An 18,080-nucleotide genomic window follows, 5' to 3' on the forward strand; every position below is an offset into this window, starting at 1 on the left:
CCCGCCCGAGGGCCAGCGGCTGCTCGGCGTCGGCATCCTGCTGGGCCTGGTCGTCCAGGCCCTGGCGATGATCCCCTACCTGCGGGAGACCGGCTTCCGCCTGCGGCTGCGGTTCGACTGGCGGGGGGGCCCGGGGCGGCGGGGCGCGGGCCCCCGGGCGCCGGCCGGGGGCGGAGGCGGGAGGGTCGTTCGAGGTCATGGCCCCCGCAGGCTACCGCTACCGTCCGCGCAGCCTGCGTACGAGGATGCTGGCGTCCCCGCGGGTCTCCAGGTCGGCGAGGACCACCGCGACCGCCTCGCGGACGATGCGGCCGCGGTCGACGGCGAGGCCGTGTTCGCCGCGGAGCACCAGGCGGGCGTGCTCCAGGTCCATCAGTTCCTCGGCGGAGACGTAGACCGTGATCTTCTCGTCGTGCCGTTCCCGGCCGCTGGGCCGGCGCGCGGCCCGGCCGCGCTTGCGCGGCTGCGCGGCGGCGGTGCCGGCGGCCTGGCCGTCCGGCGTGCCCTGGCGGCGCGCGGAGCGCTCCGCGCCGCGGCTGCGCGACTCGCCGGTGTCGGCCGGCTCGGCGACGGCGGCGACGTGTTCCGCGCCCTCGCCGTCCCCGTTCTGCGCGGGCACCGACTGCGGGGCGTCCTCGCCGGTGCCGGCCGCCGGATCGCTCTCCCCGGCGGGGGCGGGCACCCGGGCCTCGCCGGGCGCCTGGCGCCGGGGAGTGGACGCCTGGAGCGCCGTTCCCCCTGTCGTACGGAAGAGTTCGTCGGCCCCGGGCAGACTCACTCGGCGTGACACCGGGCGAGCACCTCCCTGGCGAGCTGGCGGTAGGCGGCGGCGCCGACGGAGTTGGAGGCGTAGGTGGTGATCGGCTCACCGGCGACCGTGGTCTCCGGGAAGCGGACCGTGCGCCCGATCACCGTGTGGTAGACGTGGTCGTCGAACGCCTCGACCACACGGGCCAGCACCTCGCGGCTGTGGACCGTGCGCGAGTCGTACATCGTGGCGAGGATGCCGTCCAGCTGCAGGTCCGGGTTCAGGCGCTCCTGGACCTTCTCGATGGTCTCGGTCAGCAGCGCGACACCGCGCAGCGCGAAGAACTCGCACTCCAGCGGCACGATCACCTTGTGCGCGGCGGTGAGCGCGTTGACGGTGAGCAGGCCCAGCGAGGGCTGGCAGTCGATGATGATGTAGTCGTAGTCGTCCATCAGCGGCTTCAGCGCGCGCTGGAGCGTCGACTCGCGGGCGACCTCGGAGACCAGCTGCACCTCGGCGGCCGACAGGTCGATGTTGCTGGGCAGCAGGTCCATGTTGGGGACCGCGGTCTTCAGCATGACCTCGTCGGCGGACATGCCCCGCTCCATGAGCAGGTTGTAGACCGTGAGGTCCAGCTCCATGGGGTTGACGCCGAGACCCACCGACAGCGCGCCCTGCGGGTCGAAGTCCACGAGCAGCACGCGCCGGCCGTACTCCGCGAGCGCGGCACCCAGGTTGATGGTCGACGTCGTCTTGCCGACGCCGCCCTTCTGGTTGCACATCGCGATGATCGTCGCGGGTCCGTGGTCGGTCAGCGGGCCCGGGATCGGGAAGTACGGCAGCGGGCGTCCGGTCGGGCCGATGCGCTCACGGCGCTGGCGGGCCGCGTCGGGCGCGAGCGTGGCCGCGTACTCGGGGTCGGGCTCGTACTCGGCGTCGGGGTCGTAGAAGTGCCCCTCGGGCAGTTCGTCGTAGTCGGCGAAGTGGTTGTGGGGCGCGCCACTTCCGTCGCCGGCCATGGCGTTCACGTGATGGCCATCCATGCTCTGGTGTGCTGACTGGGTCACCCCGGACACCTGGTGACCCTGGTGGGCTGCGAAGGTGCGCACAGCGACGGAGCCGACAGCCTCGAGCCGCGTGGGGCCCTGGCCCCGCGCAGGCGTTCCTGGTTGACCACCCCCGGGAGAAAATGTCGACTCATTCACAAGTCGTCTTACCTCCTTGGTGACCAGGAAACTTCTAGACAGGTCAGCGTGGCACCATGCCGACGGTTGGCGACTCTATGGCGTGTCGGCGGTTCGCAGCAACACAATCCGCCGGACCCGGCCCGATGTGTCGGCAATGAAACATCCCTCTGTCAAGGGCGTACGACCGTCGCACAGCAGGTTTCACCGGTGCGTGAATCGGTCGAACGGTTGCATTCGCGGCGAGTTGACCGAGTGCGGCGAAGTGACCATACACACATCCGGCCGGACCTTGTGGGGCAAGGTCCGGCCGGGCGCGTGGCGTTGACGACACGTGTTGACGTATCGCCTTGTATGCGAAGGTGACTTGACGACGACGCGGCCGCGTCGGTCAGCCGAGCAGCGTCTCCAGCTCGACGTGCTCCAGGCCGTGCGCCTCGGCGACCTCCTTGTAGACCACCTTGCCGTCGTGGGTGTTGAGGCCCTTGGCGAGCGCGGGGTCGCGGCGCAGCGCCTCCACCCAGCCGTTGTTGGCCAGGGAGACGATGTACGGCAGCGTGGCGTTGGTCAGCGCGTAGGTGGAGGTGTTGGGCACCGCGCCGGGCATGTTGGCGACGCAGTAGAACACCGAGTCGTGGACCCTGAAGGTCGGCTCGGCGTGGGTGGTCGGGTGGGAGTCCTCGAAGCAGCCGCCCTGGTCGATCGCGATGTCGACAAGGACACTTCCGGCCTTCATCCGGGACACCAGCTCGTTGGTGACCAGCTTGGGGGCCTTGGCGCCCGGGATGAGCACGGCGCCGATGACGAGGTCGGCCTCCAGGCAGGCCTTCTCCAGCTCGAAGGCGTTGGAGACGACGGTCTGGATCTTCGTGCCGAAGATCTTGTCCGCTTCCTTGAGCTTGTTGATGTCCTTGTCGAGCAGGGTCACGTGGAAGCCCATGCCGATGGCGATCTGCGCGGCGTTCCAGCCGGAGACGCCGCCGCCGATGACGACCGCCTTGGCGGCCTGCACGCCCGGGACACCACCCGGCAGCACGCCGCGGCCGCCGTTGGCGGCCATCAGGTGGTAGGCGCCGACCTGCGGGGCCAGGCGGCCGGCGACCTCGGACATCGGGGCGAGCAGCGGCAGCGCGCGGCTCGGCAGCTCGACGGTCTCGTACGCGATCGCCGTGGTGCCGGACTCCAGCAGGGCGTCCGTGCACTCCTTGGAGGCGGCCAGGTGCAGGTAGGTGAAGAGGATCTGGTCCTTGCGCAGGCGGTGGTACTCCTCCGCGACCGGCTCCTTGACCTTCAGCAGCAGGTCGGCGGCGGCCCACACCTCGTCGGCGGTGTCCAGGATCTCGGCGCCGGCCGCGACGTACTCCTCGTTCGGGATGGAGGAGCCGACGCCGGCGTTCCGCTCGACGACGACCTGGTGGCCGTTGCGCACCAGCTCGTGCACGCCGGCGGGGGTGATCGCCACCCGGAACTCGTTGTTCTTGACCTCGCGGGGGATGCCGACCTTCACGTCGATCACGGTCCTTGGCTCAGGGAATGTGGGGCAATAAAGACGTACCCCGGCATGCGGGGGCATACCAGGAGACACCGCAGGAGAACGAGCGGCAGAGCCAGTTTAATGAAGGTGTTCGCGCTGTCTAGCCTTTCATTGCATCAATCTTCAGCGGAAGCGCTGCGGATTTCGCAGGTGTCAGGGCGGTGTTCCCGTGATGTGTCGGCCGCGGGGGCCGTCGGGCCGTCGGTGTCGGGGGTGCCGCCCGGCCGCACCGGGCCCGCGAGCATCCGCTCCGCCGCCCCGCGGTGCAGGGCCGCGGCGGACGGGTCGCCGAGCCGTTCCAGGGTGTCGGCGAGCCGCAGTTGCAGGGCGGCCTGCAGCCGTCCGTCCCCGGCGCGGCGGGCCCACTCCACGGCCTCCTGGCAGGTGCGCAGGCACTCCTCGGGCCGGCCCGCGTACTCCTGGACGCGCGCCAGTTCGCTCAACGCCCGCGCGTGGGCGGGCACATCGCCGCACCTGCGGTGCGCGGCGACGGCGGCCCGCCAGTTGCGCAGCGCCTCGCCGTAGCGGCCCGCGTAGGTGTGGGCACCCGCGATACGGCCGTACAGCCGGGCGGCGTCCCGCTGTTCACCGCGCGCCAGGCGCTCGGCCAGGGCCCGGCCGAACCAGTCGGCCGCCCGGTCGAAGTCCCCCAGCTCCTGGTGGGCGCCGCCTACGGATTCCATCGCGCGGCCGGCCGCGCAGGGGTCGTTCGCGGCCCGCGCGGCGTCCAGGGCGGCCCGGTAGCGGGCCAGCGCCTGGTGCGTCCGGCCGGTACGGGCGTCAAGGTCGGCGAGGTTCAGCAGCGCGGCGGCCTGCTCGCGGGGCAGGTGCTGCCGCTCGGCCACGTCCAGGACCAGGCGGTGGATGCCGTACAGGTCGCCGGCCGCCGCCTGGGTGCCCAGGTGGGCGACCATGGCCCGCACCAGCTGGGACATCAGGCGGCGGGCCAGGGTGTCCAGCTCGCCGTCGGCGACCGCGAGGCGGGCGGCGGCGAGCAGGGCGCCGCGGCGGGCGCGCAGCCACTCCTCAGCGGCCCGCGGCGAGGGGAAGCGCACAGCCGGCGGCACGCCGCGGAGCCGCTCGCGGGCCTCGGGGGTGTCGGTCTCGGTGATCGCGCGGCAGGACTGCAGCAGCCGTACCGTGCGCTCCAGCATGCGGGCGCGGGCCAGCTGAAGCTCGGCGGGGCGGTCCAGGCGCTCGGCGAGGGAGGTCAGCAGCGGGGGCAGGCACCCGGGCACCTCGTAGCACGGCAGCGGCGAGGGGACCGCGCGCAGCAGCCCGAGCGCGGTGAGGGCGTCGAGCTGGGCGCGGGCGGCGTCGACCGAGCAGCCGGCCAGCGCGGAGGCGGTGTGCGGGTCGACGTCGCCCGCCGGGGCGAGGCAGAGCAGGCGCAGCATCCGGGCGACGGGCCCCGGCAGCCCGGCATGGACCAGGCGGAGCACCCGCTCCAGCGCACCGCCCTGCTCGGTGTCGGCGTGCAGTTGCTTGGCCAGGTCGGAGACGGCCGCCTTGGGGTGGGCGGCGAGCCAGCCGCCGGCCAGCATCAGCGCGGCCGGCTGCCCCTCGCACACCTCCACCAGGTGTTCGGCGGCGCGCGGGTCCACGGTGATGCGCACCGGGTCGATGCGCCCACCCAGCAGTTCCAGCCCCGACTTGGTGTCGAGCCCGCCCAGCGTGCAGGGGCGGACGTCGGCGATGCCAGTGAGCGGCCCGCGGGAGACCGCGACGAGCAGGCAGTCGGCGTTGTCCGGCAGCAGCGCGTCGACCTGCTCGGCGCCGGCCGCGTCGTCGAGCAGCAGCACGGTGCGCCGCCCGGCCAGCGCGCCGCGCAGGGCCTCGGCCAGCTCGTCCTCGGCCGCGCCGGGCGGGGTGGGCACGCCGAGGGCGGCGAGCAGGTCGCGGGCGGCGCGCTCGATCGGTACGGGGGTGCCGTCGGGGTCGCTCAGGCGGGCGCGCAGCACCCCGTCGGGGTAGCGGTGGGCGATCTGCCGCACCAGCTTCTCGGCGAGCGCGGTACGGCCGGAGCCGGGGCGGCCGGCGATGAGGAGGACCCGCGCGCGGGGCGCCTTGCGGCCGGAGATGGTGTCGAGCCCGGCGCGCTCGATGTCGGCGCGCAGCCCCTTCAACTCCCGTGTCCGGCCCAGGAAGACGCTCGCCGTGGCCGTGGACGGCCGGTCGGCTCCCGGCACGATCGCGCCCCGCGCGTCCACCGCCTGATCCGTCACGGGCCACACTCCCGTCCCACCGCACGCACCAGCCGCCGGGAGCCCGGTCCGGCCGCCGTATCCGCTTGTCGGCTCACTCCGCACAGAGCCTAGTTCACGCTCTGCGACGCTCCGGGACGAGCGGCGCGGGCACGACGGCACGTCGCCCGATCGGATCAGGCGATGGTCACACCGGAATGTGGTGGACCAGGGCAGCCCCCGTGTGCCGCCTGTGTCCTGCCTGCGGTCGTTCGGCCCGTCCGTGGGGTCGCCGCGGTGCCCCGGGCGGCGTCCGGGTCACCCCGGGCCCCCCGGGATCACCCGGGTTCGCCGGGAACACCTCCGGCCCACCGGAATCACCCCGGGACCGCCGGGATCTCCCGGGTTCGCCGGGAGCACCCGGCCCACCGGGATCATCCCGGGACCGCCGGAATCACCCCGGGACCGCCGGGATGATCCCGGAACCCGGCGAGATCACCCAGGAACCCGTCGCAGCAAGGCGTCGCAGAGCACGATCACCCCCTGGGCTGCCGACGCGCCCAGGACAGGGCGCCGGCGCCCGGCCGTCAGGACGCGAAGGGCCGTGCCGGCCACGGCGCCAGGGCCGGGCGCAGGGCGTCCAGGCCCTCCCCCCGGCGCGCCGCGACCAGCGACAGCACGCCGACCACCAGGCAGTTGTTGTGCAGCTCCCCCGCGAGCACGCCGCGCACCAGCTCGTCCACCGGCACCCGGGCCAGCTCCATGTCGGTCTCCTCGTGCTCGGCGGCGAAACGCTCGCCCTGCGCCTCGGACAGCTCCCGGGCGAGGAAGATCCGCACGGCCTCGTCGCAGCCGCCGGGGGTGGTGTACACGTCGGTCAGCACCCGCCAGTCCTCGGCCTTGACGTGCGCCTCCTCGTACAGCTCGCGCTGCGCGGCGTGCAGCGGGTTCTCGCCGGGCACGTCGAGCAGCCCGGCCGGGATCTCCCACAGCCGCTGCCGCACCGGGTGGCGGTACTGGCGGATGACCAGGACCCGGTCCTCCTCGTCCAGGGCGAGGACGGCCACCGAGCCGGGGTGCACCTGGTAGTCGCGGGCGGAGACGGACCCGTCGGGCATGACCACCTCGTCGGTCCGCATCGAGGTCTTGGCCCCGGTGAACGGGGTCCGCGTCCCCCGGATCTCCCACTCCTCGGGGGTGTCCTTGATCGTCATGCCCTGTCCTTCCCTGCGCGTGCACATCCGGGTACGAAACCGGGGTGCCCACCTCAGCGGCGGGCACCCCGGCAACCGTACAACCGGTGTGTTACTTGCCGGTCTTCCGCTGGACGGCGGCCTTGACCAGGCCCGCGAACAGCGGGTGCGGGCGGGTCGGCCGGGAGCGCAGCTCCGGGTGGGCCTGGGTGGCGACCAGGTAGGGGTGGACGTCACGCGGGTACTCGACGTACTCGACGAGCTTGCCGTCCGGGGAGGTGCCGGAGAAGACGATGCCGGCCTTCTTCTCCAGCTCCGCGCGGTAGGCGTTGTTCACCTCGTAGCGGTGGCGGTGGCGCTCCTCGACGTACTCCTTGCCGTCGTAGACCTCGCGGACGATGGAGCCCTCGGCCAGCTTGGCCGGGTACATGCCCAGGCGCATCGTTCCGCCCATGTCGCCCTCGCCGGCGACGATGTCGAGCTGCTCGGCCATGGTGGAGATCACCGGGTGGGCGGTGGCCGGGTCGAACTCGGTGGAGTTGGCGTCGGGGATGCCGGCGAGGTTGCGCGCGGCCTCGATCACGATGCACTGCAGGCCCAGGCACAGGCCCAGCAGCGGGATCTTGTTCTCGCGGGCGTACTTGATCGCGCCGACCTTGCCGAGCACACCGCGGTCGCCGAAGCCGCCCGGGATGCAGATGCCGTCCACGTCCGCCAGCTGGTCCTTGGCCCCGGCCGGGGTCTTGCAGTCGTCGGAGGTGACCCACTTGATCTTCACGCGGGCGCGGTTGGCGAAGCCGCCGGCGCGCAGCGCCTCGGTGACCGACAGGTAGGCGTCGGGCAGGTCGATGTACTTGCCGACCAGGGCGAGGGTGACCTCGTGCTCGGGGTTGTGGACCCGGTCGAGCAGGTCGTCCCAGGTCGTCCAGTCCACGTCCCGGAAGGGCAGGTCGAGCTTGCGCACCACGTAGGCGTCCAGGCCCTCGGCGTGCACGACCTTGGGGATGTCGTAGATCGAGCGGGCGTCGGGGCAGGCCACCACGGCGGCCTCGTCGACGTCGCACATCAGGGAGATCTTGCGCTTGATCGCGGTGGGCACCTCGCGGTCGCAGCGCAGCACGATGGCGTCCGGCTGGATGCCGATGTTGCGCAGCGCGGCCACCGAGTGCTGGGTCGGCTTGGTCTTCAGCTCGCCGGACGGGCCGATGTAGGGCAGAAGGGAGATGTGCACCACGAACACGTTGTCCCGGCCCACCTCGTGGCGGACCTGGCGGACGGTCTCGAGGAACGGCAGCGACTCGATGTCGCCGACCGTGCCGCCGACCTCCGTGATGACCACGTCCACCTCGTCGGTGGCCATGCGCCGGATGCGGTGCTTGATCTCGTTGGTGATGTGCGGGATGACCTGCACCGTGTCGCCCAGGTACTCGCCGCGCCGCTCCTTGGCGATCACGGTGGAGTACACCTGGCCGGTGGTGACGTTGGCCGAGCCGTCCAGGTCGCGGTCGAGGAACCGCTCGTAGTGGCCGATGTCCAGGTCGGTCTCGGCGCCGTCGTTGGTGACGAACACCTCGCCGTGCTGGAAGGGGTTCATCGTGCCGGGGTCGACGTTCAGGTACGGGTCGAGCTTCTGCATCACCACGCGCAGGCCCCGGGCCTTGAGCAGCATGCCCAGGCTGGAGGCGGTGAGCCCCTTGCCGAGCGAGGAGGCGACACCCCCGGTGACGAAGATGTGCTTGGTCGTCGTAGATTTCGGCGGCATGGCCAAGAGGGGGCTCCCGTGGTCGCGGTCTGTCGTGCGGTACGGCTGTCCGGCCCGGGGAACCCGGGTTGTCCGGCTGGGGCGCCGTCGCTGCGGTTCGGGGGTTTCGAGCCCACCGGTCCACGGGCTACCAGGGTATCAGCGCCGAAAGGGCACGGCGTCCGAGCACGCTGCGCACACGCACGCACACGGGCGTCTTCCCCTTACAGTGGGCTCACCCGCAGCTCACCCGTACGGCGCACGCGGGTTGCCCCGAGCGGCACGCGGACCCTGCACGTGCGTCGTATCCTGCTCGGACACTCGCTGCCGAGCCCGGCCGGCAAGACGGCACACCCCCGCCCGTATGCACCGGAACAACGAGAGCTCGTCAGTTCGTTGAGCAAAGGTTGTCGTTCTGCCTCACGGCCGACCGGCGGTTTGCTTCACCGCTCAACGACGCACTACAACGACCCCCTGACCGCACTAGCGACCGCCCCTACGCGGGGTGACGTGGCCGTTCGACTGGAGTAGCACGTGGCCGGGCGCATCGAAGACTACGCACTCATCGGAGACATGCAGACCGCCGCCCTGGTCTGCCGGGACGGCACAGTCGACTGGCTGTGCCTGCCCCGCTTCGACTCGCACGCCATCTTCGCCGGTCTGCTGGGAACCGAGGAGCACGGTTTCTGGCGGCTCGGGCCCGCCTTCCCCGAGGGGACGCAGCCGCCGACGGCGAACCGGCGCAGCTACCGCGGCGACTCGCTGATCCTCGAATCCGAGTGGGACACCCCGCGCGGCACGGTCCGCGTGACCGACTTCATGCCCCCGCGTGACGGCGCCCCGCAGCTGATCCGCATCGTCGAGGGCGTCACCGGCCGGGTGCCGATGCGCTCGGAGCTGCGCATGCGCTTCTCCTACGGCCGGGTCGTGCCGTGGGTGCACCGGCAGGACGAGCGCACGGTGGCGGTCGCCGGCCCGGACTCCGTGTGGTTCGACACATCGGTGGAGACCTTCGGCGAGTCGTTGACCACGTACGCGGACTTCACGGTCGCTCCCGGTGAGCGGATCGCGTTCACCATCTCCTGGCAGCCCTCGCACAAGGAGCCGCCGCCGCTGCCGGAGCCGGAGCAGTCGCTGGAGGCCACGGAGGACTTCTGGCGCGAGTGGGTCGGGCACTGTACGTACCACGGCCCCTACCGGGAGGCCGTGATCCGCTCCCTGATCACGCTGAAGGCGCTGACGTACGCCCCCACCGGCGGGATCGTCGCGGCCCCCACCACGTCCCTGCCCGAGGACATCGGCGGCGTGCGCAACTGGGACTACCGCTACACCTGGCTGCGGGACGCGGCGATCACCCTGTCCTCGCTGCTGCGCACCGGCTACCGCGAGGAGGCCCGCGCCTGGCGCGAGTGGCTGCTGCGCGCCGTCGCCGGCGACCCGGACAACCTGCAGATCATGTACGGCATCGCCGGCGAGCGGGAGCTGGGCGAGGCGGAGCTGGACTGGCTGCCCGGCTACGAGAACTCCGCCCCGGTCCGGGTCGGCAACGGCGCCGCGCACCAGCTCCAGCTGGACGTCTACGGCGAGGTCACCGAGGCCCTGCACCTGGGCCACATGACCGGCCTGGCCCGCAACGACTACGCCTCCCTGCTCCAGCTCAAGCTCATCCGTTACCTGGAGAAGCACTGGCAGGAGCCCGACGAGGGCATCTGGGAGGTGCGCGGCCCGCGCCGCCACTTCGTGCACTCCAAGGTCATGGCCTGGGTCGCGGTGGACCGCACCATCAAGCTCATCGAGTCCGGCGACGCCGACGGCCCGCTGGAGCGGTGGAAGGAACTGCGCGACGACATCCACCGCGACGTGTGCGAGAAGGGCTACGACAAGGAGCGCAACACCTTCACGCAGTCCTACGGCTCCAAGGAGCTGGACGCCTCGCTGCTGATCATCCCGCAGGTGGGCTTCCTGCCGCCGGACGACAAGCGCGTGATCGGCACCGTGGAGGCGATCCAGCGCGAGCTGTCCACGCCGGACGGCTTCATCCTGCGCTACCCCACCGACGGCGAGCACGCGGGCGTCGACGGCCTGCCCGGCGACGAGGGCGCCTTCCTGGCGTGCTCGTTCTGGATGGCCGACGACCTGGCGATGATCGGCCGGGTGGACGAGGCGCGCAAGCTGTTCGAGAAGCTGCTGTCCCTGCGCAACGACCTGGGGCTGCTGGCGGAGGAGTGGGACCCGAGGCTGCAGCGCCAGGTGGGCAACTTCCCGCAGGCGTTCAGCCACGTGCCGCTGATCGACACGGCCCTGAGGCTGACGGCGAGCGGCGCGTACGGAGGCTGACGACGCAGGCCGGGACGGCGCCTGGCACCCGGCGCCGTCCTCCAGTGCTGTCCCCCGATGCCGTCCTGGGGGATCTCCTCGGTGCTGTCCCGGGTGCTCTCCTCAAAGCTGTTCCGGGGGTTGCCCCGGTGCTCTCCTCGTCACTGCGCAGGGGGCGGTCCCGGGTGGCTGTCCCCAGCGTTGCCCCGGGTGCGGTCCAGGACGGCCGTCCCCAGCGCTGCCCCGGGTGCGGTCCCGGATGGTTGTTCCGAGAGCGTCCCCCGGGCGCTGTGCTCGGTGATCTCCCCGGCGCTGTTCCCGGTGCGTCCGCCCAGGTAGCGTCCGCTTTCATGGACCGCACAACCGACGCCGAGGCCACCGGCATCACCGTCCGCCGCGCCCTGGAGCTGCCCGGCCTGAGCAGCGGCCTGCCGGAGGTCCTCGCCGGCGCCGACCGACTCGGCCGCCCCGTGCGCTGGGTGCACGCCGGGGAGGTGCCCAACATCGCCTCCCTGCTCAAGGGCGGTGAGCTGCTGCTGACCACCGGTTACGGTCTGGGCACCCGCCCCGCGGACCAGCGGGCGTTCGTGCGCACCCTGGCCGAGCGCGGCATCGCCGCCCTGGTGGTGGAGCTCGGCCCGCGCTTCGCGCGGCTGCCGGCCGCGCTGGTGGAGACCGCCCGCGGCGCGGGCCTGCCGCTGGTGCAGCTGCACCGCGAGGTGCCGTTCGTGACGGTCACCGAGGAGATCCACACCGAGATCGTCAACGGCCACTACGCGCTGCTGCAGCGCGCCGAGGAGGTGCACCGCCGCTGCACCGAGGCGCTGCTCGGCGGCGGCGGAGTGCCGCAGGTGCTGGGCATCCTCGCCGACTTCGCCGCCAACCCGGTGTTCCTGGAGACGGCGGACGCCCGGCTGCTGTACGCGGCCGGGGCCGGCCCCGAGGGCACCGGTGCGCTGCAGGTGTGGGAGGGGCTGCGCGGCCAACACCGGGACGCGCCGCCGCCGGCCGGCTCGGTGCTGGTGGACGTGCCCGGCGGCGGCCAGGGCAGCGGTGCGGTGCGGGCCCGGCTCGTGCTGCTGCCGGTGCGCGGCCCGCTCGCCCCGGTGCACCGCATGGCCGCCGAGCGGGCGGCGGGGATCCTGGCGGTGGTGCTGATGCAGGCCCGGCAGGAGGAGGAGCTGGCGGCCCGCGGGCGCGGCGACTTCCTCACCGATCTCGCCGAGGGCCGCATCGCCGCCGAGGACGCCCCCGCGCAGGCCCGGGTGCTCGGTTTCAAGCCGGGTTCCGGCCCGCTGCTGCCGCTGGTGATGCGGCTGGGCGAGGCGCTGGCGCCGGGCGGGGGCTGGGCGGTGCTGGCCCGCGCGGTGGCCGAGGAACTGTCCGCGGTGGGCGTGCCGGCGCTGCTGGGCGTACGGCCGGTGGAGGGCCGGGTGCTGCTGCTGGCCGGGCTGCGCTCGGAGGCGGAGCGCTCGGCGGTCGCCGACCGGGTCGCGGCGGCGCTGCGGGCCGGGGTGGAGCGGGCCGGGATGCGGCGTCCGGGCGGCCCGCCGCCGGTGGTGGTGGTCGGGCCGGCGGGCGGCTGGGCGGCGGCCTCGGCGGGCCTGCGGCACGCGGCCGAGACGGCGACGGCGGCGCAGGGGCTGCCGGAGCAGGCCTGGTACGACGCCCGCCGGCTGGACATCGACCTGCTGCTGTGGCGGCTGCGCGACCACCCGGACCTGGCGGCGTTCGTGGACCGGGCGATCGGGCCCGTCCTGGACCACGACCGCCGCTCCAAGCCCCCGCTGCTGCCCACCCTGCAGACGTATCTGGCGCACGCGGGCCGCAGGGCGGAGCCCGCCCGCGAGCTGCACCTGACCCGGCAGACGCTGTACAACCGCCTCGCCCGCATCGGGGAGTTGCTGGGCACCGACCTGGACGACCCGCACACGGTGCTGGCCCTCAGCCTCGCCCTGCGCGCCCGCCGGCACGTGTCCTAGGCCTGTCCGGGCTGCGTCAACTCGTCGTAGACGCTCAGCACTTGGGCGATCGTGTCGTCCTCGGTGGGCCAGCCGGCCGCCTGCCGGGCACCGCGCTCGCGCAGTTCCTGCCGGCGTGCGGGGTCGCCGAGCAGCCGCAGGACGGCGGCGGCGAACGCCTCGGGGTCCCGGGGCGGGACGAGTTCGGCGGCGTCGCCGACGAGTTCGGGGATGCCGCCGGTGCGCACGGCCACCAGCGGCACGCGCGCGTGCAGGGCCTCCTGGGCAAGGACGGAGCGGGCCTCCCGGCTGCCGGGCAGCAGCGCGAGATCGGCGGCGGCGAGCAGTTCCCCGACGTCGTCGCGCCGGCCGAGGAGCCGCACCGGCAGTTCCTCGTCCTCGATCCGCTTCTGCAGCCCCGGCCGCAGCGGCCCCCACCCAGGTCACTCACATGGGTGAAATCCGGGGGCGGGTCCCGGCCGGCAGGTCACAGGGCGCGGGCCCACTCGCTCAGCCGCTCGCCGCACACGGCGGCGGCCACCACGGCGGCGGCATGGGCGAGCAGCCCGGCGCGTCCGTTGCACACGACGGCGGCCGTGCCCAGCGCCGCGCCCAGGGCGTGCGCCCCGGTATCGCCGATCATCACGCGCTCCCCGAGGTCGTCGGGCAGCACGGCCGCCGCGGCCCCGGTGGCGGCGGCGGCCAGCTCCGCGCCCGGCCCGCCGCGCAGCATGCCCGGGGCGGCCAGGGCGACCACCGCGCCCGCGGCCCGCCCGGGGCGGACGTCCACGAGGTTCACGGCGTGCGCGGCACCGGCGATCACCACGCCCGCGAGCACCTTCTCCAGCGGGCGCCGCTTCAGCGCGGCCCCGGCGAGCAGCCCGGCCGCGGAGATCCCGAACAGCTTGACCGACCCGCTGGTGACCTCGCCGTGCCGCAGGGCCGCCAGATGCGCCCGGAACCCGCGCCGCGGGTCGCCGGCCCCGGCGACGTCGTCGTAGGCCCCGCACGCCCCCGCGGCCAGCACCGCCCATCCCGCGGCCGGCCGCACCCGCCCGGCGGCGACCGCGGCCGCCAGGGCCGTCGCCGGCCCGGCGTACAGCTCGACGGTCCGGCCCGCGAAGTTCGTCCGCTCCCAGCGGCGCCGGCCGCCGGGCGCGGCGGCGCGCAGGGCGGCCTGCCCGGCGCGGGCGAGAGCGGTGGCCAGGGTGAACGAGGCGGCGAGACGGTTGATCATCCCGCCAGCCTACTGACCGTGACGGCCCGTCAGACCTCCGCCCGCGCCGTGGCGAGCAGTTCCTCGGCGTGGGCGCGGGCCGTCGCGGAGTCCTCCTGGCCGGCCAGCATCCGCGACAGCTCCCGGATGCGCTCCTCGCCCTCCAGGACCTCCACCCCGGACCGGGTCACCGACCCGTCGTTCGTCTTCTCCACCAGCAGCTGCCGGTCGGCGAAGGCGGCCACCTGCGGCAGGTGGGTGACCACGACGACCTGCGCGGTCTTGGCGAGCTTGGCCAGGCGGCGGCCGATCTCCACGGCCGCCTTGCCGCCGACGCCCGCGTCGACCTCGTCGAACAGGTACGTCGGCACCGGGTCGGTGCCCGCGAAGACGACCTCGACGGCCAGCATCACCCGGGACAGCTCACCGCCGGAGGCGCCCTTGGCGATCGGCCGCGGCGGCGCGCCCGGGTGCGGGGCGAGCAGCAGCTCCACCTCGTCCACGCCGGTGGGGCCGTAGGCGACCCGCCGGCCGCCGACCTCCACGCCGTCGGGGTCCTCGCTCTGCCGGATGTCGAACGACACGCGCGCGTGCGGCATGGCCAGCGAGGCCAGCTCGGCGGTGACCGCGTCCGCGAACCGCTGCGCGGCCTGCGTGCGGGCGTCGGTCAGGGCCTGCGCCAGGTCGCCCAGCTCGGCGCGCAGCGCGTCCCGCTCGGCGGCCAGCTCCTCGATCCGCTCGTCGTCGTTGTCCAGCTCGGTCAGCCGTACGGCGCAGCGCTCGGCCCAGGCCAGGACGGCGTCGATGCCCCGGTCGAACTCGCCGTACTTGCGCATCAAGCCGTTCAGCGCCGCCCGCCGCTCCTCCACGGCCGCCAGCCGCAGCGGGTCGGCGTCCAGGTCGCCGGCGTACCCGGCCAGCTCCCCGGCCACGTCCCCGAGCAGGATCCCGATCTCGCCGAGCCGGTCGGAGAGCGCGGCCAGCGCCGGGTCGTGGGCGCGTACGGCCTGCAGGGCCCGCTGGGCGCCCGCGACGAGGGTGGCCGCGTCGATGCCCTCGGGGTCCTCCGGATCGCCCGCCAGAGCGGCGTGCGCGGCCGTCGCGGCGGACGACAGGGCCTCGGCGTGCCCGAGGCGCTCGGCCTCCTCCGCCAGCTCGGCGTCCTCGCCGGGGCGCGGTTCGACGGCGGCGATCTCGTCCAGGCCGAAGCGGAGCATGGCGGCCTCCTGGGCCCGCTCGCGCGCCCGGGTGGTGATCTCCTCCAGCTCGGCGGTCACCGCCCGCAGGCGTTTGTAGGCCTCGGCGTACTTGGCCAGCGGCACGGCGACCGCGTCCCCCGCGTACCGGTCCAGCGCCTGCCGCTGCCTGGACAGCTTCAGCAGCCCCTGCTGGTCGGTCTGCCCGTGCACGGCCACCAGGTCGTCGGCCAGCTCGGCCAGCAGCCCGACCGGCACGCTGCGCCCGCCCAGGTGGGCCCGTGAGCGCCCCTCGGCGGAAACGGTACGGCTGATCAGCAGCGCCCCGTCGTCCAGCTCGGCGCCGGCTTCCTCGGCCCGTACGGCCACTGCGGCGTCCGCGGGCACGGTGACCCGGCCCTCCACGACCGCCTTGCCGGCGCCGATCCGTACCAGCGCCGGATCCGCACGGCCGCCGAGCAGCAGCCCCAGGCTGGTGACCACCATGGTCTTGCCCGCGCCCGTCTCACCGGTGACGGCGGTGAAGCCGGGCGACAGCTCGACCACGGCGTCGTCGATCACACCGAGCGACCGTATCCGCATCTCCTCCAACACGGACACGACCATACGAGGTCGGCGGGCACCCGTGCGACGGACCCCGCGGCGCTCGTGCGAACCCCCAGGTGGACGCAGACACCCGCGGCGCCCCTGTCACCCGGGGGAGTGCACACCCGTCACCGGCGCGGCGCCCCGGGTCACCGACGCGCGTGGCCCCGCGTCGGCCGCGCGGGCCTTGCGTCAACCGCGAGGCCGACGGGCGTCGGCCGCGCGGCGCCCGCACCGGCTGCGCGCACCTCGCGTCAGCGGTGCCCCGCCCGTCCCGGGTACGGCCTCCGCTTCACTGGTGCGGCGCCCCGCGCCACCCCGACACCGGCAGCGCGAACTTCGCCACCAGCCGGTCCGTGAACGACGCGTGGTGCAGCCGGGCCAGCCGTACCGGCACGGCGCCGCGCCGCACCTCCACCCGCGCCCCGGGCGGCAGCTCCACGGTGCGCCGCCCGTCGCACCACAGCACCCCCGGCGGCACGTGCGGCAGCACCTCCACGGCCAGCACCGAGTTCGGCGAGGTCACCAGCGGCTTGGCGAACAGCGCGTGCGCGCTGATCGGCACCATCAGCAGCGCCTCCACCTCCGGCCACACCACCGGCCCCCCGGCGGAGAAGGCGTAGGCGGTGGATCCGGTCGGCGTGGCGCACACGATGCCGTCGCAGCCGAAGCCGGTCACCGGCCGCCCGTCGATCTCCAGGACGACCTCCAGCATCCGCTCGGCGGACACCTTCTGCACGGCCGCCTCGTTCAGCGCCCAGTCGGTGTGGACGATGTCGCCGTTGCGGTGCACGACCACGTCGACGGTCATGCGCTCCTCGACCTCGTAGGAGCGGGCCACCACCCGGTCCACGACCTTGTCCAGGTCGTCCCGCTCGGCCTCGGCGAGGAACCCGACCCGCCCGAGGTTCACGCCCAGCATCGGCACCCCGGAGGCGCGGGCGAACTCCGCGCCGCGCAGCAGGGTGCCGTCGCCGCCGAGCACGATCAGCAGCTCGCACCCGTCCAGGGACTGCGGGGTGGCCTCCTTGACCAGCTCCACCTCGTCGGGCAGCGGCAGGTCGATCGCCTCCGCCCGCAGGACGCGCACACCGATCCCGGAGCGCAGCAGCCCCTTGACCACCAGCTCGGCGCTGCGCACGGCGGCCGGCCGGCCGGTGTGCGCCAGCAGGAACACGGTTCGCGCTCGGGTCTGTGTCAACGCGGCCCCTCCGCCACTGCTCGGTCGACATCGGCCGGGTCCGGGGCGGGCGCCCCGGCACGCAGCCACAGAAAGTACTCGACGTTCCCCGACGGCCCGGGCAGCGGGCTCGCGGTGACCCCCTTCACCCCGAGCCCCAGCTCCCACGCCCTGGCCGCCACCCCCCGCACGGCCTCGGCCCGCAGCTCGGGGCTGCGGACGACACCGCCGCTGCCCAGGCGCTCCTTGCCCACCTCGAACTGCGGCTTGACCATCATCACCAGGTCGGCGTCCGGCTTCGCGCAGCGCACCAGCGCGGGCAGCACCAGGCCGAGCGGGATGAAGGACAGGTCCCCGACGACGAGGTCCACAGGGTCGCCGTCGATCGCCTCCAGCGTCAACTCCCGTACATTCGTACGGTCCTTGACGGTGACGCGTTCATCCTGCTGCAGGGACCAGGCGAGCTGCCCGTAGCCGACGTCGACGGCGACCACGTGCGCGGCTCCGGCGCGCAGCAGCACATCGGTGAAGCCCCCGGTGGAGGCGCCGGCGTCCAGCGCCCTGCGGCCCTCGACGACCAGCCCCTGCGGGACGAACGCCTTCAGCGCCCCGGCGAGCTTGTGCCCGCCGCGGGAGACGTAGTCCGGGTCGCTGTCGTCGGCCGCGACCACGATGGCGGCGGCCGTCTCCACCTGGGTGGCGGGCTTGGTCGCGACAGTCCGGCCGACGGTGACCCGCCCGGCGGCGATCAGCTGGCTGGCGTGCTCGCGCGAGCGCGCGAGCTTCCGGCGGACCAGCTCCGCGTCCAGACGGCGGCGTGCGACTCCTGCCACGTTCGGTTCAGCTCCTGCGGTCGTGTAGCGGTGGGGGCGCCGGAGGTCCCGGGCGGGCGTCGAGCGCGGTGAGCGCGTCGCGCAGCCCCTGGTGTACATCCTCGTACACCTCCACGTGTCCGTCCGTGGCGAGGTGGTCGACGTCACCGAGCCGCTCCAGGGCGGCGTCGACCCGCGGGTCGCCGGTGGGGGTGCGGGGGACGTCGAGCG

Annotated in this window: 13 protein-coding genes and 2 pseudogenes; 3 read left to right on the plus strand and 12 right to left on the minus strand. The window is 73.9% G+C overall.

What is annotated here, in order from left to right:
* Positions 1–127 (plus strand): annotated as a pseudogene (locus tag GV126_RS37615) (lipid II flippase MurJ); the annotation flags it as partial.
* Between the two features lie 90 nt (positions 128–217).
* Here GV126_RS37615 and GV126_RS08320 read toward each other — a convergent pair.
* From GV126_RS08320 to pyrG, 6 genes are all read right to left on the minus strand, one after another.
* Positions 218–778, minus strand: a complete 561-nt coding sequence (locus GV126_RS08320) for a hypothetical protein (RefSeq protein WP_159664060.1) — start codon at positions 776–778, stop codon at positions 218–220.
* Entirely contained in the window at positions 775–1,767 is a 993-nt protein-coding gene (locus GV126_RS08325) for a ParA family protein (RefSeq protein ID WP_419796043.1), read from the minus strand. The genes GV126_RS08320 and GV126_RS08325 overlap by 4 nt, the downstream gene beginning before the upstream one ends.
* Positions 1,768–2,323: 556 nt before the next feature.
* Positions 2,324–3,448, minus strand: a complete 1,125-nt coding sequence (gene ald, locus GV126_RS08330) for an alanine dehydrogenase (protein WP_159664062.1) — start codon at positions 3,446–3,448, stop codon at positions 2,324–2,326.
* Between the two features lie 134 nt (positions 3,449–3,582).
* Positions 3,583–5,691 (minus strand): tetratricopeptide repeat protein, encoded by a 2,109-nt coding sequence (locus GV126_RS08335; RefSeq protein ID WP_201299816.1) that lies wholly within the window; start codon positions 5,689–5,691, stop codon positions 3,583–3,585.
* A 545-nt stretch (positions 5,692–6,236) separates the two neighbouring features.
* Positions 6,237–6,863: an NUDIX domain-containing protein gene (locus tag GV126_RS08340; RefSeq protein WP_159664064.1), complete on the minus strand. Its 627-nt coding sequence runs from the start codon at positions 6,861–6,863 to the stop codon at positions 6,237–6,239.
* Positions 6,864–6,954: 91 nt separating this feature from the next.
* Positions 6,955–8,604, minus strand: a complete 1,650-nt coding sequence (pyrG, locus tag GV126_RS08345) for a CTP synthase (RefSeq protein WP_159664066.1) — start codon at positions 8,602–8,604, stop codon at positions 6,955–6,957.
* Positions 8,605–9,117: 513 nt separating this feature from the next.
* Between pyrG and GV126_RS08350 the strand changes: the two genes are divergently transcribed.
* Together GV126_RS08350 and GV126_RS08355 are read left to right on the plus strand one after the other, a co-directional pair.
* On the plus strand, positions 9,118–10,920 hold the full coding sequence (locus GV126_RS08350) for a glycoside hydrolase family 15 protein (RefSeq protein WP_159664068.1): 1,803 nt from the start codon (positions 9,118–9,120) through the stop codon (positions 10,918–10,920).
* A gap of 329 nt (positions 10,921–11,249) precedes the next feature.
* Positions 11,250–12,881 (plus strand): PucR family transcriptional regulator, encoded by a 1,632-nt coding sequence (locus GV126_RS08355; RefSeq protein ID WP_159664070.1) that lies wholly within the window; start codon positions 11,250–11,252, stop codon positions 12,879–12,881.
* Here GV126_RS08355 and GV126_RS08360 read toward each other — a convergent pair.
* The 6 genes and pseudogenes from GV126_RS08360 to GV126_RS08385 form a co-directional block, all read right to left on the minus strand.
* Positions 12,878–13,300, minus strand: a pseudogene (locus GV126_RS08360) (glycosyltransferase); the annotation flags it as partial. The gene GV126_RS08355 and the pseudogene GV126_RS08360 overlap by 4 nt on opposite strands.
* A gap of 47 nt (positions 13,301–13,347) precedes the next feature.
* Positions 13,348–14,097 (minus strand): hypothetical protein, encoded by a 750-nt coding sequence (locus tag GV126_RS08365; RefSeq protein ID WP_159664073.1) that lies wholly within the window; start codon positions 14,095–14,097, stop codon positions 13,348–13,350.
* 29 nt (positions 14,098–14,126) lie between these two features.
* Positions 14,127–15,878, minus strand: coding sequence for a DNA repair protein RecN (gene recN, locus GV126_RS08370; protein ID WP_159664075.1), 1,752 nt, complete (start codon positions 15,876–15,878; stop codon positions 14,127–14,129).
* A 271-nt stretch (positions 15,879–16,149) separates the two neighbouring features.
* Positions 16,150–17,058 carry an NAD kinase gene (locus GV126_RS08375; protein WP_159664077.1) on the minus strand — a complete coding sequence of 303 codons (909 nt, stop codon included), beginning with the start codon at positions 17,056–17,058 and terminating at the stop codon, positions 16,150–16,152.
* Positions 17,055–17,870 carry a TlyA family RNA methyltransferase gene (locus GV126_RS08380; RefSeq protein WP_159664079.1) on the minus strand — a complete coding sequence of 272 codons (816 nt, stop codon included), beginning with the start codon at positions 17,868–17,870 and terminating at the stop codon, positions 17,055–17,057. The genes GV126_RS08375 and GV126_RS08380 overlap by 4 nt, the downstream gene beginning before the upstream one ends.
* Before the next feature lie 7 nt (positions 17,871–17,877).
* A partial coding sequence (locus GV126_RS08385; RefSeq protein WP_159664081.1) for a hypothetical protein occupies positions 17,878–18,080 on the minus strand: 203 nt, incomplete at its 5' end.

It is taken from the genome of Streptomyces mexicanus, assembly GCF_902506575.1.
In the GTDB taxonomy this organism is placed as follows: Bacteria; Actinomycetota; Actinomycetes; order Streptomycetales; family Streptomycetaceae; genus Streptomyces; species Streptomyces mexicanus.